This is a genomic window from Polaribacter atrinae (assembly GCF_038023995.1).
GTDB classification, from domain to species: domain Bacteria; phylum Bacteroidota; class Bacteroidia; order Flavobacteriales; family Flavobacteriaceae; genus Polaribacter; species Polaribacter atrinae.
The window spans coordinates 297,154-320,844 of sequence record NZ_CP150660.1 but is presented as its reverse complement, the minus strand read 5'-3'; the positions used below and the strand labels follow the sequence as shown (position 1 = coordinate 320,844).

General features: G+C 30.2%; 24 protein-coding genes. 8 read left to right on the top strand and 16 right to left on the bottom strand.

Annotated features, from left to right (window positions below; translation table 11 throughout):
- Positions 1–12: 12 nt before the first annotated feature.
- Both WG945_RS01430 and WG945_RS01425 read left to right on the top strand, forming a co-directional pair.
- On the top strand, positions 13–993 hold the full coding sequence (locus tag WG945_RS01430; protein WP_317039184.1) for a TolC family protein: 981 nt from the start codon (positions 13–15) through the stop codon (positions 991–993).
- Between the two features lie 73 nt (positions 994–1,066).
- On the top strand, positions 1,067–1,501 hold the full coding sequence (locus WG945_RS01425) for a hypothetical protein (RefSeq protein WP_068449802.1): 435 nt from the start codon (positions 1,067–1,069) through the stop codon (positions 1,499–1,501).
- 57 nt (positions 1,502–1,558) lie between these two features.
- Here WG945_RS01425 and WG945_RS01420 read toward each other — a convergent pair whose 3' ends face one another.
- The 4 genes from WG945_RS01420 to WG945_RS01405 form a co-directional block, all read right to left on the bottom strand.
- Positions 1,559–2,023: a MaoC family dehydratase gene (locus tag WG945_RS01420; RefSeq protein ID WP_068449801.1), complete on the bottom strand. Its 465-nt coding sequence runs from the start codon at positions 2,021–2,023 to the stop codon at positions 1,559–1,561.
- Positions 2,024–2,026: 3 nt separating this feature from the next.
- Positions 2,027–2,650: a trimeric intracellular cation channel family protein gene (locus WG945_RS01415; protein WP_068449800.1), complete on the bottom strand. Its 624-nt coding sequence runs from the start codon at positions 2,648–2,650 to the stop codon at positions 2,027–2,029.
- A 75-nt stretch (positions 2,651–2,725) separates the two neighbouring features.
- Positions 2,726–3,847, bottom strand: a complete 1,122-nt coding sequence (locus WG945_RS01410) for a DEAD/DEAH box helicase (RefSeq protein WP_068449799.1) — start codon at positions 3,845–3,847, stop codon at positions 2,726–2,728.
- A 30-nt stretch (positions 3,848–3,877) separates the two neighbouring features.
- A complete protein-coding gene (locus WG945_RS01405) occupies positions 3,878–4,273 on the bottom strand; it encodes an acyl-CoA thioesterase (RefSeq protein ID WP_068449798.1) in 396 nt (131 codons plus the stop codon).
- Positions 4,274–4,378: 105 nt separating this feature from the next.
- On the opposite strand from WG945_RS01405, the gene WG945_RS01400 reads away from it, so the two are divergent.
- Positions 4,379–5,722, top strand: a complete 1,344-nt coding sequence (locus tag WG945_RS01400; protein ID WP_068449797.1) for an MATE family efflux transporter — start codon at positions 4,379–4,381, stop codon at positions 5,720–5,722.
- A 562-nt stretch (positions 5,723–6,284) separates the two neighbouring features.
- Here the strand turns inward: WG945_RS01400 and WG945_RS01395 are convergent.
- Positions 6,285–6,956 carry a DUF2461 domain-containing protein gene (locus WG945_RS01395; RefSeq protein WP_068449796.1) on the bottom strand — a complete coding sequence of 224 codons (672 nt, stop codon included), beginning with the start codon at positions 6,954–6,956 and terminating at the stop codon, positions 6,285–6,287.
- 82 nt (positions 6,957–7,038) lie between these two features.
- Here WG945_RS01395 and WG945_RS01390 point away from each other — a divergent pair, with 82 nt between their 5' ends.
- Positions 7,039–7,854 carry a DUF1853 family protein gene (locus WG945_RS01390; RefSeq protein WP_068449795.1) on the top strand — a complete coding sequence of 272 codons (816 nt, stop codon included), beginning with the start codon at positions 7,039–7,041 and terminating at the stop codon, positions 7,852–7,854.
- 16 nt (positions 7,855–7,870) lie between these two features.
- Here the strand turns inward: WG945_RS01390 and WG945_RS01385 are convergent, their stop codons facing one another.
- From WG945_RS01385 to WG945_RS01370, 4 genes are read right to left on the bottom strand one after another with little or no spacing between them, the layout of a single operon-like run.
- A complete protein-coding gene (locus tag WG945_RS01385; RefSeq protein WP_068449794.1) occupies positions 7,871–8,605 on the bottom strand; it encodes a head GIN domain-containing protein in 735 nt (244 codons plus the stop codon).
- A gap of 32 nt (positions 8,606–8,637) precedes the next feature.
- On the bottom strand, positions 8,638–9,711 hold the full coding sequence (locus WG945_RS01380; RefSeq protein WP_068449793.1) for a hypothetical protein: 1,074 nt from the start codon (positions 9,709–9,711) through the stop codon (positions 8,638–8,640).
- Positions 9,695–10,219 (bottom strand): hypothetical protein, encoded by a 525-nt coding sequence (locus WG945_RS01375; RefSeq protein ID WP_068449792.1) that lies wholly within the window; start codon positions 10,217–10,219, stop codon positions 9,695–9,697. Before WG945_RS01375 ends, WG945_RS01380 begins: the two co-directional genes overlap by 17 nt.
- Entirely contained in the window at positions 10,209–10,775 is a 567-nt protein-coding gene (locus tag WG945_RS01370) for an RNA polymerase sigma factor (RefSeq protein ID WP_068449791.1), read from the bottom strand. The genes WG945_RS01375 and WG945_RS01370 overlap by 11 nt, the downstream gene beginning before the upstream one ends.
- Before the next feature lie 418 nt (positions 10,776–11,193).
- Here WG945_RS01370 and WG945_RS01365 point away from each other — a divergent pair, with 418 nt between their 5' ends.
- The gene (locus WG945_RS01365) at positions 11,194–11,898 is read left to right on the top strand and encodes a copper homeostasis protein CutC (protein ID WP_068449790.1); all 705 of its coding nucleotides are present in this window, start codon (positions 11,194–11,196) and stop codon (positions 11,896–11,898) included.
- A gap of 138 nt (positions 11,899–12,036) precedes the next feature.
- Positions 12,037–12,702: a class I SAM-dependent methyltransferase gene (locus WG945_RS01360; RefSeq protein WP_068449789.1), complete on the top strand. Its 666-nt coding sequence runs from the start codon at positions 12,037–12,039 to the stop codon at positions 12,700–12,702.
- A 1-nt stretch (position 12,703) separates the two neighbouring features.
- Here the strand turns inward: WG945_RS01360 and WG945_RS01355 are convergent, their stop codons facing one another.
- Positions 12,704–13,066: a DUF2200 domain-containing protein gene (locus tag WG945_RS01355; RefSeq protein ID WP_068449788.1), complete on the bottom strand. Its 363-nt coding sequence runs from the start codon at positions 13,064–13,066 to the stop codon at positions 12,704–12,706.
- Positions 13,067–13,280: 214 nt separating this feature from the next.
- On the opposite strand from WG945_RS01355, the gene lon reads away from it, so the two are divergent.
- A complete protein-coding gene (lon, locus tag WG945_RS01350) occupies positions 13,281–15,734 on the top strand; it encodes an endopeptidase La (protein ID WP_068449787.1) in 2,454 nt (817 codons plus the stop codon).
- A 35-nt stretch (positions 15,735–15,769) separates the two neighbouring features.
- Here lon and WG945_RS01345 read toward each other — a convergent pair whose 3' ends face one another.
- Positions 15,770–16,057, bottom strand: coding sequence for a hypothetical protein (locus WG945_RS01345; RefSeq protein WP_157603615.1), 288 nt, complete (start codon positions 16,055–16,057; stop codon positions 15,770–15,772).
- A 358-nt stretch (positions 16,058–16,415) separates the two neighbouring features.
- Here WG945_RS01345 and WG945_RS01340 point away from each other — a divergent pair, with 358 nt between their 5' ends.
- Positions 16,416–17,207, top strand: a complete 792-nt coding sequence (locus WG945_RS01340; RefSeq protein WP_068449785.1) for a sugar phosphate nucleotidyltransferase — start codon at positions 16,416–16,418, stop codon at positions 17,205–17,207.
- 350 nt (positions 17,208–17,557) lie between these two features.
- Here WG945_RS01340 and WG945_RS01335 read toward each other — a convergent pair whose 3' ends face one another.
- The 5 genes from WG945_RS01335 to WG945_RS01315 form a co-directional block, all read right to left on the bottom strand.
- On the bottom strand, positions 17,558–18,445 hold the full coding sequence (locus WG945_RS01335; protein WP_068449784.1) for a nucleotidyltransferase domain-containing protein: 888 nt from the start codon (positions 18,443–18,445) through the stop codon (positions 17,558–17,560).
- Positions 18,442–19,383: a pentapeptide repeat-containing protein gene (locus tag WG945_RS01330; protein ID WP_068449783.1), complete on the bottom strand. Its 942-nt coding sequence runs from the start codon at positions 19,381–19,383 to the stop codon at positions 18,442–18,444. The genes WG945_RS01335 and WG945_RS01330 overlap by 4 nt, the downstream gene beginning before the upstream one ends.
- 269 nt (positions 19,384–19,652) lie before the next feature.
- Positions 19,653–20,930 carry an APC family permease gene (locus WG945_RS01325; protein WP_068449782.1) on the bottom strand — a complete coding sequence of 426 codons (1,278 nt, stop codon included), beginning with the start codon at positions 20,928–20,930 and terminating at the stop codon, positions 19,653–19,655.
- 322 nt (positions 20,931–21,252) lie between these two features.
- Positions 21,253–21,465, bottom strand: coding sequence for a heavy-metal-associated domain-containing protein (locus tag WG945_RS01320; RefSeq protein WP_068449781.1), 213 nt, complete (start codon positions 21,463–21,465; stop codon positions 21,253–21,255).
- 12 nt (positions 21,466–21,477) lie between these two features.
- Positions 21,478–23,691 carry a heavy metal translocating P-type ATPase gene (locus tag WG945_RS01315; RefSeq protein ID WP_068449780.1) on the bottom strand — a complete coding sequence of 738 codons (2,214 nt, stop codon included), beginning with the start codon at positions 23,689–23,691 and terminating at the stop codon, positions 21,478–21,480.

Sequence of the window (23,691 nt, the reverse complement as noted above, 5' to 3'; positions counted from 1 at the left end):
ATCAACAAAAGAATGGCTTCTTTAAAACAAGCTAAATTCTTTTTAAATCAAGCCAAAGAAGACCAACAAATTTTAGTGAATGATATTTTATACAACGCAGCTTTGTCTTATTTTAATTGGTTAAAAACATATCATCAAAATAATGTTTATAAAGAATTTTTAACAAATGCAGAAACACGATTTAAAGCTACTAAAAGAGCTTATTTAGAGGGCGAAAAACCAGCTATAGATACAACCGAAGCAGGAATTACATTAAAAACAAGAAAGTTAAATTTAGAAAAATCTAGAATTAAATTAGTAAAATCTTCGTTAGAATTGTCTAACTTTTTATGGTTGAATGACAATACACCTATAGAACTACAAGAGCATATTATTCTTGATACAAATACCATAAACAATGTAGATGTTACTTTTAACATTGCTTTGTTTAATAACGCTAATTTTGACATTAATAATCACCCTAAAATTAAATCTTTAGAATATAAAATAAAGAGTTTAAATATTGATAAAAATTTAAAGTTGAACAATTTACTTCCTAAATTAGATGTTCAATACAACTTTTTAACTGAGAACGGAAATCAAATAAACACCTTAAATACTCAAAATTATAAAGCAGGCATTAATTTTAAAGTTCCTTTATTTTTAAGAAAAGAAAGAGGTGATTTTAAACTCTCAAAAATTAAGTTGCAAGACAAAAAATTAGAAAACGAAATTGCAAAAGTTGCCATTAAAAATAAGGTAACAGCTATTGAGCAAGAATTAGCTTCTTATACTATACAAAATCGTTTAACTACAGATATTGTTAAAGATTATGGAACCTTGTTAAAAGCAAAAGATCGAAAGTTTTTCTTAGGCGAAAGCTCTCTCTTCTTAGTTAATTATAGAGAAGTTAAATTGATAGAAGCCAAATTAAAGGCTATTGATTTAGAAAATGACTTCTTTAAAACCAAAGCTAGTTTATTTAAGGCTACTGTTATTTCTATTCATGAATAAAACTTTACAGACAAACACTCTACCTTTTTTTTTGTACTTTTAGTAAATTGATTCAAACTACAAAAAAAAACATATGTCACAAAACCCAAACAAACCAAGTAAAGCTTTTTGGATCGTTGCAGTTATTGGATTCATCTGGAATGCTATGGGTGTAGATGGTTACATAAATCAGGCTTATCAAACGGAACGTTTTAAATTAATGTATACCGAAGCGCAATTAGAAGTTATTTATAATATACCTTCTTGGGTAATGGCTGCTTTTGCTATTGCCGTTTTTTCTTCTGTATTTGCTTGTATTTTATTGTTCTTTAGAAAAAAATTAGCCAAGACCTTTTTTTTAATAGGATTAATAGCAGTTACTATACAAACTACCTATAATCTATTTATAAATCCAGGTAGAGAATGGTACGGAACTTTAGAATACTCTATGCTGATAATTATTCCGTTGTTTTCTGTCTTTCTTTTTTGGTTTTCTAAAAAATGTGCAGATGATGGAATTTTAACGTAGTTGACCAATCATCTACTCTTAAGTAAAAAAGGGTGCTACTTTTTAGATCGTTTATTTTTATTCAAAAAAAGCAGCAAGAAACTCAGCAACACAAGCAGGTTTTTCTTCGCCCTTAATTTCTATAGTACAAGAAAAGGTTACTTTAATTCCGTTGTTAGCCATTTCTTCAATTTCTTTTACAACAGCAATCATTCTTAATTGACTATTTACAAGAACAGGACTTGGAAAACGGACTTTATTCAACCCATAATTTAAGCCCATTCTTATACTTTTTATAGAAAAAGAATCTTCTAGTAATTTAGAAATCATAGCAACAGACATAAAACCATGTGCAATAGTAGTTTTAAAAGGACTCTCTTTTGCTGCGCGATTTTTATCTACATGAATCCATTGCTTGTCTAAAGTAGCATTTGCAAAATCATCAATCATTTGCTGAGTAATTGTATACCAATCTCCAACAGGAAGCTGCTGTCCTTTTATCTTTTTAAAGTCTTCAAAATCTATAAACTCTAATGACTTCATCCCTTATTTTTTAGTAAATAAATCGTCTTTAATTTTAGGCAATTGCAAATGAAATCTTACTGCAATAACCCGAATAGCCGCTACCACAGCTGCAGAAATTACAAATATGATGTTTTCTGGAACGTTAAATTGATTTAAAATTAAATATACAATTCCACCTGACAAACAAGCAGAAGCATAAATTTCTTTTTCGAAAATTAATGGAATTTTATTAGTTAATACATCACGTAAAACGCCACCAAATACAGCAGAAATCATCCCCATAATAAGAGCAATAATTGGGTGTAGATCATAAGCCAAACCTTTTTCTAAACCAAGTAACGTAAAAACACTAATACCAATGGTGTCAAACAAAAACATTGTTTTGCTTAAATAGGTAATTTTACTTTTAAAAAGAAACGTAAAAATAACAGCCGCAAAAATGGTGTATAAATAGTTTAAATCTCCAATCCAATTTATAGGATGTGCGTCTATTAAAACATCTCGTAACATACCACCACCAACTGCAGTTACAAAGGCAATTATGAGTACCCCAAATAAATCGAACTTTTTATCAGAAGCTACTAAAGCACCACTAATGGCAAAAGCAAAGGTTCCTAATATATCTAAAATATAAATGAGTTCCATTTACATCAATTTAGTTATGAAAATAGTATAAAACCGAAGTTTTTCTACTAAAAACTTCGGTTTAGGTAATAAATATTATACGGTTACTTCAGAAAACTTAATATTTAATTCCTTCTGAATTTCATGAATTCTCACGATTTCTGAAGGTAAAATAAAAGCAATTGAAACTCCTGTTTTTCCTGCTCTTGCAGTTCTTCCACTTCTGTGGGTGTAGTATTCTAATTGTTCTGGTAATTGATGGTGAATTACAAACTCTAAACCACTAACATCAATTCCACGTGCAGAAACATCAGTAGAAACCAAATATTGTAAGCTTTCTTTCTTAAAAGCACGCATTACTTTATCGCGTTCTTTTTGTTGCATATCTCCTTCTAATGCCGCTGTAGAAAAACCTTCTTCAATTAAAAGTGCCGCTAAATTCTGTGCACCAGCTTTTGTTCTACAAAAAATGATTCCTCTTTGGTCTTGTCTCTTTTCTAAGAAAGTTACAATATCTGCAGCTTTTTCTTTTAAAGTAGTTTTAGCAAAGTGATGACGAATATTAGCATTTACCAAAGAACTTCTATTAATTTCTACTCTAGGCGCATTAGCATCCATGTAAGTCTTAACAATTCTTTTTATTTCTTCTGGCATTGTTGCAGAAAACAACCATGTTTTTCTATCACCTTCTGTGGTAAACTTTAAGATTCTATTTAAATCTTGTTTAAACCCCATGCTTAACATTTCATCAGCTTCATCTAAAACAACTGTTTTTACATGACTGATATCAATGTTTCCTCTTTCTATTAAATCGATTAATCTACCAGGAGTAGCCACAACAATATGTGTGGTTCTCTTAAGATTGTTCATTTGTCTATCAATCTTTTCTCCACCAAAAACAGCTTCTACAAAAATTTTATCTTCACTAAACTTCGTAAATTTAAATAATTGCTTTTTTATTTGCTGTACCAACTCTCTTGTTGGCGATAAAATTAATGCTTGTATATTGTCTGAACTCGCATCTATATGATGTAGAATTGGCAAACCAAAAGCTGCCGTTTTACCTGTACCAGTTTGTGCTAAACCAATAAAATCTGTTGGCGAATCCAATAAAATCGGAATCGCTTTCTCTTGAATTTCTGAAGGCGTAGATATCCCTAATTCTTTAATTGCTTGTATATAATCTTTGGTAATTCCTAAGGAAGAAAAAGTTGCCATTTTGTATCTTAATTTTGTGCAAAGATACTTTTATTTAGGAGGTTGTAATACTTTTAAAACATTTTCTCTAATTCTTGCTGGTTTAAATGTTTTAGAATCTAACATTGCCCATATTGTTTTGGCTTTTACCAACAACAGATCTTCCTTATAAAACTCCATAAAACGTACAGAAGTAATCCCTTTGGTTTCTCCTACCCATGTTTTTACAGTTATCTTATCTCCTAAATTTGCTTGTTTTAAATAATCTATTTCATGCCTCATTACCACCCAAACATATTGTGGTAAAGGGTTCTCTTTTGTTAAGTGAGCCCAATGAGTTGTTGCTATTTTATCCATCCAAGTTACATAGACCAAGTTATTTACATGTTGTAAATTGTCTATATCATCTGGTGAAACGGTGATTGTTAATGTAAAAACGTTATCCAACTTTTATCAATTTTAGCAAACATAAAAATTTTAAGAATTCTATAACAATTATTACAGATAGATTTACAAATAACTTGCTGTTTATGGCGATATTTGCCAAATATTATGACAGAATTAGCTAACGACCTCGGAACTCAAAAAATTAGCAACTTATTGATTAAGCAAGCTGCTCCGGCTACTATAGGAATACTTGTAATGTCTTTAAATATGATTGTCGATACTATTTTTGTAGGACAATGGATTGGAGTTTTAGCAATTGCTGCCATTACAGTTGTGCTACCAATTGCGTTTCTAATTTCTTCTATTGGAATGGGAATTGGTATTGGAGGAAGTTCTATAATATCGAGAGCTTTAGGTGCTGGTAAATCTGAAAAAGCATTTCTTACATTTGGTAATCAGGTTTCTTTAACTGTAATTTTAGCCATTCTTTTTGTAATTATTGGAAACTTTTTTAGCGTTCCTATTCTTAATTTATTTGGCGCCAAAGGCGATATTTTACCCATTGCTTCAGAGTATTTTGGAGTGATCATATACGGGGTTCCGTTCTTAGCTTTTGCAATGATGGGAAACCCAACCATAAGAGCCGAAGGAAAACCTAAATTTGCCATGTACGCAATGATGATTCCTGCTGTTTTAAATATTGTATTAGATGTTATCTTTATCAAGTTTTTTAACTGGGGAATGTGGGGCGCAGGTTTGGCAACTTCAATTTCATACGCAAGTTGTGGTTTATATATTTTATACTTCTTCTTGTCTTCTAAAAGTGAATTAAAGATTATTCCTAAGAATTTTAAATTAGATGGCAAAATTGTTAGAGAAATTGTAGAATTAGGTGGTGTTTCTATTGTTAGGCAAGGTGCTATAAGTATTTTAATGATTGTTTTAAATTACTCTCTTTTTAAATATGGAGGAGAAATATCCATAGCCGTTTTCGGAATTATCAACCGCGTTATGATGTTCTCTCTTTCTCCTGTAATGGGAGTTTCTCAAGGTTTCTTGCCTGTTGCAGGATATAATATAGGAGCAAATAAAAACGAACGTGTTAAAGAAACAATCAAAAAATCTATTATATATGGATCTGTTTTAGGAACCATTATTTTTATAACAATCCTCTTTTTTAAAGAAGAAGTCATTTGGATTTTTACCAATGATGCTATTTTGTTAGCCGAAACACCAAGTGCTATGTTAATTGTCTTTTTGGCAACTCCTGTAATTACCATGCAATTAATTGGTTCCGCTTATTTTCAAGCAGCAGGAAAAGCATTGCCTGCTTTATTTTTAACACTTTTAAAACAAGGGATTTTCTTAATTCCGTTAGCCTATTTTTTACCTAAATATTATGGAATTAGTGGTGTTTGGTGGTCCTTCCCTATTGCTGATGTATTATCGACCTTGATTACCATATTGGTATTGAAACGCGAGGTTAATAGAAATTTGAAGTCTACTTAACTCCATAAAAAGAATCGTTTTTTTATCATTCCGAATGACGTAGGAAGAGGGATCTTAATTTTAAAATATTCGAAATTTCTCAATCGCCTAAAATGGCTCATTTCGAAATGACAATTGTAATTTAAAATTATAGACTTAATTTATCTAAAAAAAGGATTCAATAATAACAACGTCATTCCGAATGACGCAGGAAGAGGAATCTTATTTTTAGAATATTAGAGATTTCTCAATCGCTTAAAATGGCTCCTTTCGAAATGACAATTGTACTTTAAACTTGTAGACTTAATTTCTCTAAAAAAAGGATTCAAAAATAACAATGTCATTCCGAATAACGCAGGAAGAGGAATCTTATTTTTAGAATATTTGAGATTTCTCAATCGCCTAAAATGGCTCATTTCGAAATGAAAATTGTACTTTAAAATTATAGACTTAATTTCTCTAAAAAAAGGATTCAATAATAACAATGTCATTCCGAATGACGTGGGAAAAGAAATCTAAATTTTAGAATATTAGAGATTTCTCAGTCGCTTAAAATGGCTCATTTCAAAATGACAATGGGATTTTAAACAATACTCTCCCCATTTAAATTCGTCGTTAAAACATCACTAAACAAATTAAAAAACGGACGTAAAGCTTTAAAACTATCATCTAACTCCTCTAGAAATTTAGGTGCTAAAACTTCGGAATCTGTAAAATTTCTGATTGCAACAAACCCTTTTTTACGCAGTAAATCAATGTCTTTATGATCTTTATCAAAACCTCTTGGAGCTGATTTTAATTCATCACCTTCAAATTTATTTCCAAAATATTTTTTAAAATCTTTGTCTTCTAAAACCTCTCTAAACTCAACAGCATCTTGTTCAATCTCTTTCCTTAACCTAAATAAATCATCTTTTTCTGGTTGCCAAAAACCACCTCCTAACATAGATTCTCCTGGCTTTATTTGTAAAAAATAACCACCACGTAATTGTTTTCCTAATCTAGAAAAAGATACTGCAAATCTTGGGTTGTACGGAGTTTTATCTTTAGAAAAACGAACATCTCTATAAATACGATAGATTTTCATTTTATCAATATCATCATGTTTTTCTAAATCTGCTTGCATCTCTAAAAAGATTTCTTTCACCTGACTTTGGATCTTAACAAAAGTTGGTTTTTGTTCTGTAAACCAATCTCTATTGTTATTCTTTTGTAAATCTTTTAAAAACTGTAAACTGTCTTTTTGAAATTGCATTTTGATGCTGTTTAATTTTAGATTTTCAATGTACAAATTATTCTATAAATGGAAATTATAAAATTGTAAATTTGAAAAAATAATGACACATCAAAAAACAAAAGACATTCAGAAAAGATACGACGGTTTTCTACAAACACCTTGTTTATGGAGCGACAGTATTGTTTATGATTTAAAGCAATTTGAGATTGAATTGAAATCAACAAAAATTGATATTGACCTTAATGATAAAATGCGTTTAGGTAAATATATAGAACGTTTTGTTTCTTTTCAATTGGCACAAGAAAAAGGAATCTCTATTGTTTGTGAGAATATCCAAATTCAACGAGAAAAGATTACGCTAGGTGAATTAGATTGCATCCTATTAAAAGAAGAAACTCCTATTCATTTAGAAATTATTTACAAGTTTTATTTATATGATGCTTCAGTCGGAACTAGTGAAATTGACCACTTTATTGGTCCGAATAGAAAAGATTCTTTAGTAGAAAAATTGAATAAATTAAAAGACAAACAACTCCCACTTCTCTATTCTGATGAATGTGTTTCTTACTTAAAAACTATCAATTTAAAAGCCTCAAAGATAGAGCAACAAGTTTATTTTAAAGGACAATTATTTGTTCCTTATTTTGATACAGACATTCAATTATCCATTTTAAATCAAGATTGTGTTGTTGGGTTTTACATCAACAAAAATGAATTGACACAATTTAAAGATTGTGCCTTTTTTATCCCTAATAAAAAAGATTGGATTGTACTGCCTCATAAAAATGTAAACTGGTTAAATTTTAACGAATTTAACCAAGCCACCGAAGCATATTTTCAAAGAAAAAGTTCGCCACTTTGCTGGATGAAAAAGCAAAATGGCGAACTTGTAAAAATATTTTTAGTTTGGTGGTAACGCTATCAGTTAGCGTTTAATTTTTATTAATAATATCTCCAGAACCAACTGTTTTAGCATCTACTTTTTTAGGGTTTCCTTTGTAATAAATATTACCAGAGCCTACTAATTTTGCTTTAATTTTAGATTTTACAGTGGTTTTAATATTTCCAGAACCAGCAACATTTGCATACACTTCATTTACCTCTAAACCATAAGCACTAATATTTCCTGAACCGGCAATAGAACAAGTTAACTCGTTAGAATCTCCTTCTAAATTAACATTTCCAGAACCGCCAATAGAAGCTTTTACATTGTCTGCAGCCACTTTTAAAGTGATGTTTCCAGAACCTCCTAAGCTTACTTTAAAGTTGTCTGCTTCAATTAAAGATGTACTAGAAATAGTTCCAGATCCTCCTAAAGCAACACTTTCAATATCATCATAAGGCACTGTTATGGTTAATTTTTGCGTAGTACTTATGTTGGTGTTTTTTTTGTACTGAATTTTTAATACATCTCCAGAAATTTCCGTTTCTATATAAGGAATGATGTTCTCTTCTCCTTCTATTGTAATTTTACCTTCTTTTCCTTTTACCAGAATTACATCAAAAGAACCACCAACAGAAACTCCATCATAATCTGCTGTTGTTCTTGTTTCCGTAATTACATTTCCGTTTCCTTTTATTTTAGTACTTCCTCCAAACCAATTTTGTGCATTTACAGCAACAGTAATGGTTAAAATTAAACTGGTTAAAAATGCTTTTTTCTTCATTATTGTTGTTTTTTGGTTGATTATTTTTAATTTTATTTAATGCTGACACCTCCATACTGAGAGGTAATCTTTAATTTAGAATTGGTATTTCCTTTTCCGAATCTCCCTTCGTAATATTTTTTTGTCGATTTAGAAATACTTTTAAAAAGTTCCATTTTATCATCATCTCCACTAAAACTAGCATATTCTAAATCGATCATAAATTCGAAAACAGTATCTGAATCTATATGAATTCTGATACCAGCATATTCGCCATTAATAGTAACATTTTTAAAATCTTTCACTAAGTTTTGCACCGTTAAAGAACCATAATCTGTTTCTATATTTAAATTTTTCTTTACCGTACCAAAATGCATGCTTACATAATCTGAACTCCCTATAATCTCTTCTGCTTCCTCAATATATATTGATCCATAATCGCAATTAAAATCAACATTTTTTGTGTTATCTAATTTTATAGTAGAATAATTTGCATTAATTTTTAAATTTTCTGATGTTCCTATAATCAGTTTAGAATAATCACTTTTTATAACACCTTCTTTTATATAATTAATACTAGAAGTAGTACAATATTCTAAGTTAACAGTATTTTTTGCCCCTGATAATCGTCCAACAGAAACTTTACCATAATCGCAACTTATAGCGGCACTTCCGTCTAAATTATCTAAGTAAATATCCCCATAAATATTATGTAGATTTACCGAATTAGACCTTGGCATTTTAACTACATAATTAATTTTATAGTTAATTTTTTTACTTTTTCCCCACCAAGACCAAGCGCTGTTTTGATTTTCTATAATTGTTTTGGCTTCAACCAAGCTAGCAATTGCATTAAAAAGAACATCAATGGTAGACAATCTTTCTTCTACATCATCTAAATCATCACCTTGTATGGTAATTGTTACTTTTATTTCTACCTTATTTTTATCCCAAGTAGTAATATTTAAACTTCCATACTTATTATTAAGAGCTACTTTTGCATCTTTATTTACATTAAATACTTTAGTAATAATCTTATTTTTTTCGTGCTTCTTTTTATCTGTATTAGCATGCGTTACTAATGGAAATAAAAGCAATAACAATATAATTTTATAGATAGGTTTCATTCTTCTCTAAATTTATTTTTTTAACGTTCTCTATCTGTTTAAGAGTGTTTTCTAATACAAGTAATCGTTGCTGATAATTTTTAATCATAGCACTAATCACCCTTGTTTGCTTACCATTTTTGGTCAACTCTACAACAAAAGTGGCATATACATCTTCTAACTCTTCTAATTCTTCTAAAGCATTTTCTATAATTTTTTCTGTATCTAAACTTCTATTTTCTTCTAGAGTTTTTAATTCTTGATAAATTGTTGAAACAAAATAAGTTTGTACTTCTTCCATTTTAGGAGAAACATCGGCCAAATCTAACTGTCTCTTTTGATGACCAACTCCCAAACAAAAACCAACCAGTAAAACTATAGATGCCGCTACAGACATCCATTTCCAAGAGGTTTTACGAGGTATCTTTTGGGCATTTAATGCACGCTCAAAACGATCTAAATGACCCGAATGAGGTTCTTGAAAGTCGAAATTATTTTCAGAAAAAAATTGATTTAATTTATCTTCCATACGCTTGTTCTTTACTATTTTCTGCAAGTAATACTTGCTTTAATTTCTTTTTTGCTCTAGAAACAGTGGTTCTCACATTTTCATTTGTATAGTCTAAAATCTGAGCAATTTCCTCATAATCATATCCTTCTATTAAATGTAAGGTTAAAACCAATCTGTAATTTTCTTTTAAATTCTGCAAACAACTCAACACACTTTTTGCTTTTAAATTGGCATAATCAATTAGTTCTTCTGCTACTTCATCATCAGGAATTACTTCCATCTTTACTTCTTGATATCGGTTGTTCTTCTTTAATTGGGTTAAACTTTTATTAATCACAATTCTTTTTAACCAAGCTCCAAAGGTTACTTCTCCTTTATAACTATCCATCTTTGTAAAAATCGTTAAAAACGCTTCTTGCATAATATCTTCCGCTTCAAAACTGTCTTTTAAAATACGATAAGCAGTATTGTACATTGCTTGGTAATAAGCTTTGTACAAATCTAACTGCGCGTTTTTATCTAACTTTTTGCAGCGTTTTATAAGTTTGGTTATATGTGGTTGATTAGTTTCCAATAAAACGGTTGTACTCTATAGACTAAACTGTTTTTAATTTGTGACAGTTTTATAAAATAAAAATAGTGTTTTATTAAGAAATAGAATGGATAAAAAAAATTTAAACACTACTTACAAGTCTTTTCTTGTAAATATTTACTCAGCAACTAATGTATCGTTAAAAGTTACAAATTCTAAAAAATAAATTATTTTGATAAATTGATGCATTAACTACAAAAAGAAAAATTTTAATTTTACTGAATTCTAGACCACACAACAAACTTACATTTATATTTTTTTATTGTCTAAGCGTGTAAATCCTCTTTTTTTGTTACGTTTGTCATCTTTTAAAGTAGCTACTATCAAACATTGTTATACAATCACTAGATAAAAACAGCATTTCTAAATAATATTATTTTTAAAACTAAATTAAAAACCTATGAAACTAGAAATATGCGCAAACTCTTATCAGTCTGCATTAAATGCACAAAAAGCTGGCGCAGATAGAATTGAAGTTTGTTCTGAATTATCTATTGGCGGAATTACACCTTCTTTTGGACTATTAAAAAAAATAGCAGAAGATTTAACCATTGTTACGAATGTTTTAATTAGACCAAGAAGCGGAAATTTTTATTATTCTGATGACGAGTTTTTATTAATGAAAGAAAACATAAAACTCTGTAAAAAGCTAGGTTTTAACGGTATAGTTTCAGGTGTTTTAAATAATGATGACTCTATTGATATAGAAAGAACAAAAGAACTTATTTCACTTTCTAAACCCTTGTCATTTACATTTCATAGAGCTTTTGATTGTGTTAAAAACCCACAAGAAGCATTAAAACAATTAATCGCTTTAAAAGTTGATTGTATACTTACTTCTGGTCAACAAGAGAAAGCAGAAAACGGAATTGAGCTCCTAAAAGAATTACAAAAACTAGCAAAAGACAAATTGATAATTCTTCCTGGAAGCGGTATCAACAAAAAAAATACTTATCTATTTAAACAAGCTGGTTTTAAAGAAATTCATGCATCCGCATCAAAAATTATTAGTACAGAAAGAAGTTTTTTCTTTGGAAATACCCCTCAAACTATTTCAGATAAGGAAACTATTAAAGAAATTTTAAAAGTAATAAAAAGTACATAATATATTTTTTTAATAAAGAAATAATTAATGTTGCGTTACTAATAAAGCCTTATACAATTGAAATAAATAGTTTCTTTTCCGCATATCATAAGAAAAGTTTATCTACTTTTTATCAATAAAAATTGAAGAAATTAAATAATGAACCAGAAGAAAAAAATCAAAAAACCTTGGCCTACAAAAGACGCTATGGATCAGGTTTATAAAATGAAACTTTGGGGAACTAATAATTCTGAATTTTATTCTGGTTCTGGCTCACATCAACCAGAAATAATACAACCTTATATAGATACTGTTACCTCTTTTTTAACTTCTTTTAAAACCCCAATTACCGTTTTAGATTTAGGCTGTGGAGATTTTAATATTGGTCAAAAATTTGTAAAACTTACTCAGAAATACATCGCTGTAGATATTGTTTCTGAATTAATAGCATATAACAAAGAACACTTTAAAGCAGACAATTTAGAATTCGAATGTTTAGATATTGCTACAGATCATTTACCAAACGCAGATTGTATTATTTTAAGACAAGTGTTGCAACATTTATCTAACAAAGAAGTACAAAATGTAGTCCAAAAATTAATCAATTACAAATACATCATCCTTACAGAACACTTGCCTTTTGGTGACTTTACACCCAATAAAGATATTATTTCCGGACAAGGAATCCGAATTAAAAAACAAAGCGGAATTGACTTATTAGCAGCACCTTTAAATTTAAAAATTAAAGAAAAGAAACAAATATTGTCTTATATTTTAGAAGACAACAAAGGTGTTATTACAACCACACTTTACAAGATGTATTAAATTAAAGACGTATTATTTTTTCCATTTTACGTCCTTTCGCTAGTTCATCTACCAACTTATCTAAATAACGTACTTGCTGTGTTAAAGTATTGGTAATTTCTTCTACTCTATACCCACAAATTACTCCTTTAATTAAATGAACATTTGGGTTTAAAGTAGCTCCACTAAAAAAAGTTTTAAAGGTTACTTTACTTTCAATTAATTCCTTTAACTTGCTTTCATTATAACCCGTTAACCATTCAATTACCTGATGTAATTCTTCTTTAGTTCTCCCCTTTTTCTCTATCTTGGTTACGTAATGAGGATACACAGAAAAAAATTTCATCTCTGCAATTCGCTCATCATGATGGCTGGTATCTTTCATTTTTAAAGTTTTATTCAAAGTTACTACTATTTTAAAAATTTATAATAGAAAAGGAATTCTATCAATAGAACCTTGGCATAACAATTGTTTTTATATATTAGAGATTTAGAAAATTTTTAATTAACTTACTAAATATCAATAAACTAAAAATAACGAATTGATATTGATTTTACATTTTATTAAAATGAATGTCAGTATGACAGAGATATAACAAATGAGCAAACCAAAAATAATGCATTTAGACAATTTGTCGCTACAAAATATGTTGAATGAAGATTCTGAATTAATTCCGTTAATGACACCAGAAGATGAAGAGATTATTAATAAGGAAAGTGTTCCAGAAGTTTTAGCAATTTTACCTTTAAGAAATACCGTATTGTTTCCTGGTGTTGTAATTCCTATTACAGCCGGTAGAGATGCTTCTATTCAATTAATAAAAGATGCAAACAAAGGCGATAAAGTAATTGGTGTTGTTGCACAAAGAAATGAAGAAGAAGAAAAACCTACTTTAAAAGACATACACACAACGGGAGTTGTAGCACAAATTTTACGGGTTTTAAAAATGCCTGATGGTAACACAACCGTTATTATACAAGGTAAAAAACGTTTCGAAATTGACACTATTATTCAAGACAAACCGTATTTAAAAGCTACTGTAAAAGAAGCTATTGAAGACAGAAGTGTAGATGATGAAAAAGAATTTGAAGCAATTATAGAATCTATTAAAGAACAAGCTTTAGAGGTAATAAAGGAAAACCCAATGTTACCTAGCGAAGCTTCTTTTGCGATTAAAAACATAAAATCAGATTCGTTTTTGGTGAATTTTATTTCATCTAATATGGATTTATCTGTAGCGCAAAAACAAGTTATTTTAGAAAAAGATAATTTAAAAGAGCGTGCTTTATTAGCCTTAAAAAACCTAAATAAAGAACTTCAGAAATTAAAATTACGTAATGATATTCAGTCTAAAACTCGCGAAGATTTAGACCAACAACAACGTGAATATTATTTAAACCAACAATTAAAAACCATTCAGGATGAACTTGGTGGTGTTTCTAATGACGAAGAGTTAGAAGAAATGCGCAAGCAAGCTAAAACTAAAAAATGGAATAAAGAAGTTGGAGAAACGTTTGAAAAAGAAATCAATCGTTTAAAAAGAATGAATCCGCAAGCGGCTGAATATGGTGTTCAGAGAAGCTATTTAGAATTGTTGCTAGAGTTACCTTGGGGCATTTATTCTAAAGATAAATTCGATTTAAAATTTGCTACAAAGGTTTTAGATAGAGATCATTTTGGTTTAGAAGAAGTAAAAGACAGAATTATAGAACACTTAGCGGTTTTAAAGTTAAGAGGAGATATGAAATCGCCAATTATCTGTTTATACGGACCTCCAGGAGTTGGTAAAACATCTTTAGGAAAATCTGTTGCAGAAGCATTAGGACGTAAATATATACGTATGTCTTTAGGTGGTTTGCGTGATGAAGCAGAAATTAGAGGACACAGAAAAACATATATTGGTGCTATGCCAGGGCGTTTAATTCAGAACTTAAAAAAAGCCGGAACTTCTAACCCTGTTTTTGTTTTAGATGAAATAGACAAACTAAGCAACAGCCATCAAGGAGATCCTTCTTCTGCAATGTTAGAAGTTTTAGATCCTGAACAAAATGAATCTTTTTACGATAACTACTTAGAAGTTGGGTACGATTTATCTAAAATTCTTTTTATCGCTACTGCCAATAACTTGGGGCAAATTCCTTGGGCATTAAGAGATAGAATGGAAATTATAAATGTTACTGGATATACTATTGAAGAGAAAATAGAAATTGCCAAAAGACATTTATTACCAAAACAATTAAAAGAGCATGGTTTAACAACGGCACATTTAAAGTTAGGTAAAAAACAATTAGAGCAAATAGTAGAAGGATATACTAGAGAATCTGGAGTACGTGGTTTAGAAAAGAAAATTGCCAAAGTGGTACGTTTTGCAGCTAAATCTATCGCTTTAGAAGAAGAATATGACATCGCTATTTCATCAGAAAAAATTGAATCTATTTTAGGAACACCAAGATTTAGAGATAAATTCGAAAACAATGATGTTGCTGGTGTAGTTACTGGTTTAGCGTGGACAAGTGTTGGTGGAGATATTTTATTTATAGAATCTATTTTATCTAAAGGAAAAGGAAACCTTTCTATAACAGGTAATTTAGGAAATGTAATGAAAGAATCTGCAACCATTGCCTTACAATACATTAAATCGAACGCAGAAGAATTTGGTATTAAACAAGAAATTTTAGAAAAATACAATGTACATATTCACGTACCAGAAGGCGCAACGCCAAAAGACGGACCAAGTGCAGGTATCACCATGTTAACTTCTTTAGTTTCTTCTTTTACACAACGTAAAATTAAAAACAAATTAGCCATGACTGGCGAAATTACTTTACGTGGAAAAGTGTTACCAGTTGGCGGAATTAAAGAAAAAATATTAGCAGCTAAAAGAGCAAATATTAAAGAAATCATTTTGTGTAAAGAAAATGAAAAAGACATTTTAGAAATAAAGGAAAGCTACTTAAAAGGCATGACTTTTCATTATGTTTCCGAAATGAGAGAAGTCATAGAAATTGCACTTACAAAGCAAAAAGTTAAGAATGCTAAGAAATTAGTATAATTTAAAAAAGCCTCTCAATATTGAGAGGCTTTTTTTTAATCACAATAATCACAATCAGGTAAATTTAATTCTTTTTGCAACTGCTTATAATAAGCACATTGTTGTTTTAAAGCCTCTGTATTACCATTGCATTTGTAAACATAAGCAGCTTGACATTGGTAGTCATACTGTTTATCAATATTATTTGGACCAACATAGCCTGTGCAAGAAATTGAATCTACAGCAGTCTCCTCTTCCTCCTCTCCAAACAGTTCTTCACAACTAAAAAAGGATATTGAAATAAGCGTTAAAATTGATAATAGTAACATTTTAGTTTTTTTCATCATAGCAGATTTTAAATTAGAATTCAAATATAATTTAATGGCAAACACGTTTTATACCTACAAATAGGTAATTTTATCGTTCCAAAAACTTCATTATTCTTTATCTAATTTTATAAACAGACTTATTTATCATTCATTTTTTATCAATAATAAATATGCTAAATAACACTTGCAAATACTCTGTTTAGGACGTAAATTTGCACACTTATTTAAAATTTGATTCCTATATTATTATAAGAACAAATCACACACTTTTACTTAAACCCTCAATAAAATAGATTACATCTCAACTCATTAAAACGATAAGGTTTATAAGAAATCTTTGTGTTTTTTTTAGAGGAGAACAAATCACCATTGCATGAATAGTACTTTAAAAAGCCCTAAGAACAACAAACCTATTACAACAGCATTATTGTTAGCTGCCGGAACCGGAAGTCGTCTTTTTCCAATCACAAAAGATGCTCCAAAATGCCTAACCTTAGTTAGCGAAGAATCTATGTTAGCGCGTCTTGTAACCAATTTAAAAGACCAAGGTTTTACGCGTCTTGTTATTGTAACTGGTTATAAACAAGAATGTATTGTAGACTTTTTAGGCAACCAAACAGACGGTTTAAGTATCGAGTACATACACAGTCCGCTATACAAAACCACCAACAATATTTATTCACTTTGGATGGCTCGTAACAGCATTAAAGAACCTTTTGTACTTTTAGAGAGCGACTTGGTTTTAGACACCGCTCTATTAACCCACATGAGGTATCCAAATAGAATTGCCGTAGCAAAAATGCAACCTTGGTTAAATGGAACTACCGTAACTTTAAATGACCAAAACGAGGTAATACAGTTTCAACCAGGCACCACAGAACCGTATACAGAAACGCGCTATAAAACCGTAAATATTTATAGTTTCTCTTTAGAATCTTGGCAAGAAGTTACCAAAAAACTGAATCAATATATTGAAGCCGGAAACGTAAACGCTTATTACGAAACCGTTTTTACAAGCTTAGTAGCCGAAAAAACGCTAGCATTCGAAGCTGTATCTTTCGATGAAAAACCTTGGTACGAAGTAGATACTATTTTAGATTTAGCAGAAGCAGAAAAATTATTTCCAGTAGCTGCTGAAGAAGAAGTTACCTATGCTCTTTATTAATTTTTATTAGAAGCTATTTCCTGCTTTCCGCACTCGCTTTTTTATTCTAAAAAAGAATAAAAAGAGCTCAAACAATTGCTTCAATCAGGGCTAGACTTGTTTGCTTGAGAATGTTTAGAAAGTAAAGGCTCTCCGCTTAATTATACAAAAAACACCTTCAATAAACTGAATCTTATTCTATTTATTGAAGGCTTTTTCTTGTTTTTTTCTAATGTCTCGGCTATGGTTAGAATGGTTATTAAAAGTACCTAACTTTCAAATAATCCCTAGCTATAAAATTTTTTGATTTTATCTTTATAAACCAAACTTAAAAATTTAAGTAAACTTCATAAACACTTATAAACAACTAGCTAGGCATTAGCTATAGCCTTAGTTATGTGGAGTTTTTTCATACTTGTTATTAAACTCATAGTAAGTTTATTATCTTTCATTTTTGAAGCATAAAATTGCGGATTACTAATTATTTTTTTCAACTTAGGAATATTTAATTCTTGAGAGCAATAATATCCTTCTACTAATCTCAACCTTTGGTATGGATTGAATTTTTTTCTTATAATTGATTTTTCCACAACATTCTGAAATGTTAAAGAATCAACAATATTTACTGTTTCTAATAATCCAATAGCATTTAGAATTGGTATTACTTTTTGAATAAAACCTAAAGAAGGTAGTTCGTCAAGAATTTCGTCTCTGTAGTTTCTTTTTACAACTCTTAATTCTTTCAAGATTTCAACATCAGACTGATTTATTTTTCTTTGTTCTTTCAGCCTTTCTAAAAGTTTTATATATGAAAATTCAAAAATTTCATTTTCTGCATTTTTAAAGACTAAATAATTTCTCAACCCGACGTAAAGACTATCACAGAACCAAGCAAAACCTAAGTTCGTTTTTGGAATTGTTTTTATAATATCAAAATAGTTTTCGCAATCTTGAATATCTTTCTTGTAATTGTTCTTTGGTTTGAAATCAGAAATAATTTTGTCTAATCTACCTGTTTTATCAATAAATATTTTTGACTCATTTTGTAAATGTTTAATAAATAAGCTACCGCTTTTTGATAAATATTTAAGCTTTGAGTATGTGTAATAAGAAATCGACCAATCATCTTTAGAATATTCTACTTTTAATTTATCTAAAGTATCGAAGTCATCAGCTACGATTAATAAATCTCTATCGCTATACTTATCAAAATCGGCTCTTAATGAGCTACCGAATATTGCAACGCTATAATTTTTCATCGTACAAATTTGTTTATGATTATTGTTAATAAAGCACTTAATAGAAAGAAGCCAAACAAACTTTGAGCGGCTAGCCACCCCATTCCATAGTCTGTACATGCTTGAAACTGAGAATCGACAAGTTTTGTCGTACAATCCAAAGTATAATAGAGAGTGGATGTCAAATTAGGTTCTAACGGGTTAAAAGAATCTATTGCTAAATCTTTTTGGACTAAACCATATTCCGTCCAGTTTAAATAATTTTTATAAGAGAAAAAGCTAAAACCTAGTATAAATACAACTAGGAAATTTAGTATTCTATATCCATAACCTGTTAAAAAATATAGACTTAAGTTTGGGAAAAACTTCTTCACAAACATCCAATTTGAAGTTCGTCTACTATCTTTTTCTGGAAAAAATCTTTTTTGAAAATAGTTTAAACCTTTCCATTTTTTGAAATGATAATCTGCATTTTTCGTGTGTTCAGGCTGGCCTTCATCTTTTGAATTGTCAAGTACTTCCTGAAAGAAAGTTACACACATATTTGCGTTTTTAAAACTTCCTGATAAAGCTCTAATACTTGGGATAATATTTCTAAATGAGTTTGGTTCCAAATAGGTTGTTTTGACAGTCACTTTAAACATATTCACATATTCAAAAGTACAATCATGAAATCTGCAACTCAATATTTTAGCATGATTAAATTTACAGTTATTGAATTTGCAGTTTTGAAAAGTTAAATTCTCAAATGTTGTAAATGCAAAACTGCAATTAGTGAAAGTTTTGTTTTCTATTTTGTATTCATCCTTTTTTTCAGGGATTAACTCTTCTGGCCAATAAACAAAATCCCTAAAATCATCTGCACTTTTCATGGCAGTATAAAATTCTTCTTGAGATACAATTTTTCGATTAAATTGATTTTCATCTAAATTCCAAAATTGTTTTATTATTTTATTCATTGATTTTCCTTAAATACAATATAACTTAAGACTATTATAATATCGGTTAAATGACTTATAATCGTCATTAGCAAAGTTAGTTTTTTAACCATAAAAAATCAATTATTAAACAACTGTTTATCAACATTTAAATAACACTCTTTAAAAACAAACTTCTCGTTTTACAAAAACAACAATCACACAAACAAAAACCTCCAACTTAACTGCAACTATTACAGAGATTGAAGGTTTTTATATCGTTTTTACGAAGAAGTCTTTTTTATCTTCCTTTATTTTTTTTCTGTTTTTTTATAAATCCATTCCGCTATAAAGCAAAAACCTATAATTGAAATAGAAATGAGTACGCCCAATAGATTCGTTTCGTACTGTTGGTTTATTAAAATAATGGTGGCAACCATGCATAAAACAAAACCAACTAACGGAATTACTTTATTGCTCCCTGTGTTTTTAGACAATTTATAACCAACAAAATTTACAATACCAAAAATAAGTAAAAACCCAACACTACCTGCTGTAGAGATGCTTTCTAAATCTAGAATATTTACAAGAATTAAAGTCGCAATAGCGGTTACCAATAACCCAATAGGTTGGTTCCATAATTTTGCTAAAAAATGATGATCGAGTTCGTCATCTTGTGCAATTTCATAATTTACACGACCAGCACCTAACAAAGAAGCATTGATTGCCGAAAAGGTTGAAATTAAAGCCGCCACTGTAATTATAGAAAAACCAATTTGTCCTAACATTGGTTTTGCGGCTTCTGCCAAAACATAATCTTCTGCCGTAGCAATTTTTGAAAAAGGAAGCGAACCCACCGTAACAATGGCAATAATAATGTACAAAATAATAACAAAAATAACGGAGATGTAATAAGCTCTAGAAATATTTTTTTCTGGATTGATAATATCTGGCGCTGCATTTGCAATTAACTCAAAGCCTTCATACGCCACAAAAATAACCATTCCGCCTGCAAATAATTTAATAGGAGCTTCCCAATTAGTCACTGCCAATTGCGTCAGTTCTGGATTCCCTATTAACCCGTAACCTCCAATAAAAATAAACGCAATTAAAATGATCAGTTTAATAACAACAGCATAAGCTTCTATTTTACCCACCACAGCAACACTATAATAATTTATTACAGTTGCCAAAACAATGATACCACTCGCATAAATATGAAAATCGATGGTTTTATGATGTGTAATTTCTAATAAATTAGGTGCATAAGAACCAAATGCAGATGCATAAAGAGAAAGCATTATAATATAACTTACCCATAAAAGATTACTAATTGCACCACTAAACACCGTTTTACCAAATCCTTGGTTGATAAACTTTACCGTTCCTCCCCTATTTGGATACGCTATTGAGAGTTTTACGTAACTGTAAGAAGTTATTAAAGCCAAAATTCCTGCCAATAAAAAGGCAATAGGTGTTCCGCCTTTTGCAAGTGATACCGCAAGACCAAGAACTGCAAAAATTCCACCACCTACCATTCCGCCTACGCCAATAGATATTGCTTCTTTTAATCCTATTTTTTTATTCATTTGTAGTGATTTAAAGTATAAAGGTAAATTTTATAAAAGGATTCAGTAGCAAATTTCCTTATAAAATAAAAGCTCAAAACAACGTAATTGTGTTTTGAGCCTTTACAATGTATTTACATAAAATAGCACTTATACATACTCTTCTTTAACATCTAGAGTATTTGTTAATTCTGGAAAATTCTACAATTGCAATGCGTAAAATTTGTATCGAGAATACCTATTTTAAGTTATCAAATTGTTCTCGATACAATTTTTCGTACCTCAAAATCACTCGAATTGACATTTTAGATTTACAAAAAGTACAAATGCGCCATTGGTTTTGTTATTGAATTTCTTCAATTTCGAAACCAGCACTTTTTACAGCTTCTACTACGCTGTTTTTATCTTCATCATCTATGGTTACTTCTAAAATTTTATCATCGTGCTCTAAATCTACTTTCCATAAATCTATATTGTCTAAATTGTTTAACACAGGCGTTACAGATTTAATGCAACTTCCACAATGGATATTTGTTTTGTATTTTACGATTGTCATCTTTTTTTATTTTTAATTAATATTTTTATTTTTTAATCTTAAACTGTTAGAGAGTACAGATATAGAACTCATAGACATTGCTGCCCCAGCAATCATTGGGTTTAATAAAAATCCGTTGATGGGATACAATGCTCCTGCCGCAATAGGAATGGCAATAAGGTTATAAATAAATGCCCAGAATAAATTCTGTTTAATAGTTTTCATCGTTGCTTTAGACAATTGAATCGCTTTAGAAATCTGTTTTAAATCGGAATGCATTAACGTGATTCCTGCACTTTCCATAGCAATATCTGTTCCGCTTCCCATAGCAATACCAACATCTGCTTGCGCCAAAGCATGCGAGTCATTGATGCCATCTCCCGCCATCGCAACTACCTTTCCTTGTGCTTGTAGTTCTTTAACAAAAGCACCTTTGTCTGCAGGCATTACATTTGCTTGATAGTTTTTTATCCCAACTTTGTTGGCAATTGCTTTTGCAGTTTGCTCATTATCGCCAGTTAGCATGTGTATTTCTATGCCCATTTGTTGTAGTTTCTCAATGGCAGCAAGCGTTGTTTCTTTTACTTTATCGGCCACTGCAATAATACCAACTACGGTGTTTTTATGTGCTACATACACCACTGTTTTTGCTTCTGATTTTAAGCTATTTGCTTTTACACTCAATTGGGTAGGAATTGTAATTTCCTTTTGAATCATTAAACTCTCATTCCCTATTCTATATAGTTCGTTTTTATAGGTTGCTTCTGCACCCAAACCGGTAATACTTGTAAAAGAATCGATGGGAACACTTTCTGTATCTATCGTTTTTAAATGTGCCACAATTGCTTCTGCAATAGGATGTTCTGATTCTGATTCTATGGCAAACACCACTTTCTCTAACTCGGTTGAAACTGCATTTTTATCCCAAATTAAATCGGTTACTTTTGGTTTCCCTTCGGTGATGGTTCCTGTTTTGTCTAATATTAAAGTATCAATTTTATAAGCAGTTTCTAATGCTTGCGCGTCTTTAATTAAAATTCCTTGTTGTGCTCCTTTACCAATACCCACCATTAAAGCGGTTGGAGTTGCCAAACCTAACGCACACGGACAAGCAATAATTAAAACAGTAATTGGTGTTAATAATGCGTAGGTTATAGAAGGATCTGGCCCTAAGAAATACCATAAAACAAAAGTTACAACCGCTAAACCAATTACAATAGGCACAAATATACCTGCAATTTTATCTGCCAATTTCTGAATGGTAGGCTTGCTAGATTGTGCTTCTTCTACCAATCTAATAATTTGAGATAGTAAAGTTTCATCGCCAATTTTAGTAGCAATAATTCTTAAAGATCCTTTCTGATTGATCGTACCTGCAAAAACGTTGCTTCCCTTCATTTTTTCTACCGGAATCGGTTCTCCAGAAATCATACTTTCATCTATAAAAGAAGTTCCTTTTTTTACTTTTCCGTCTACAGGTATTTTATCTCCAGGTTTTAAAATGATCAATTCTCCTTTTAGAATTTCATCATAAGAAATTACTTTTTCTTCTCCATTTCTAATGGCGGTTACTTTTTTAGGTTTTAAACCCATTAATTTCTTAATGGCAGAAGAGGTTTTACTTTTTGCTTTCTCTTCAAAAAAACGTCCTAATAAAATTAAAGTAATAATAATTACTGCCGATTCGAAATACACATGAGGCACCAAACCTTTACTTAAAAAATACTGCGGATTTACGGTATTAAACACACTAAACAAAAAGGCAATTCCGGTACTTAATGCCACCAGCGTATCCATATTTGTAGAAAAACTCTTTAACCTTTTCCATGCAATGGTATAAAACTCTGCGCCACTATAAAATAAAACAGGTAGTGCAAGCGCCATCATAATCCAATTTTCATACGGTATTTTACCCATTAAAAACATAGACATGATAAAAATAGGCACCGAAAAGATTGCGGCGAAAATCAACTTCTTTTTAAGGGTTGCTAATCTTTTTGCTTCTAAGGCTTCAAACTCTTTTTTAGTATCTTCTTTTGTGCCTAAAATCAATTTAAAACCTATTTCTTTAACTTTATTCCCAATAGTTTCCAACGGAATAATATTCTCGTCATATGAAATGGTTACAGATTGATTTGGGTAATTTACAGCAATGTCAATAACTCCTTCTTGTGGTTTTAAATAAGATTCTATACTGATAGCGCATGATGCACACGTCATACCAGCTACTTTATATTCTTCTTTCAT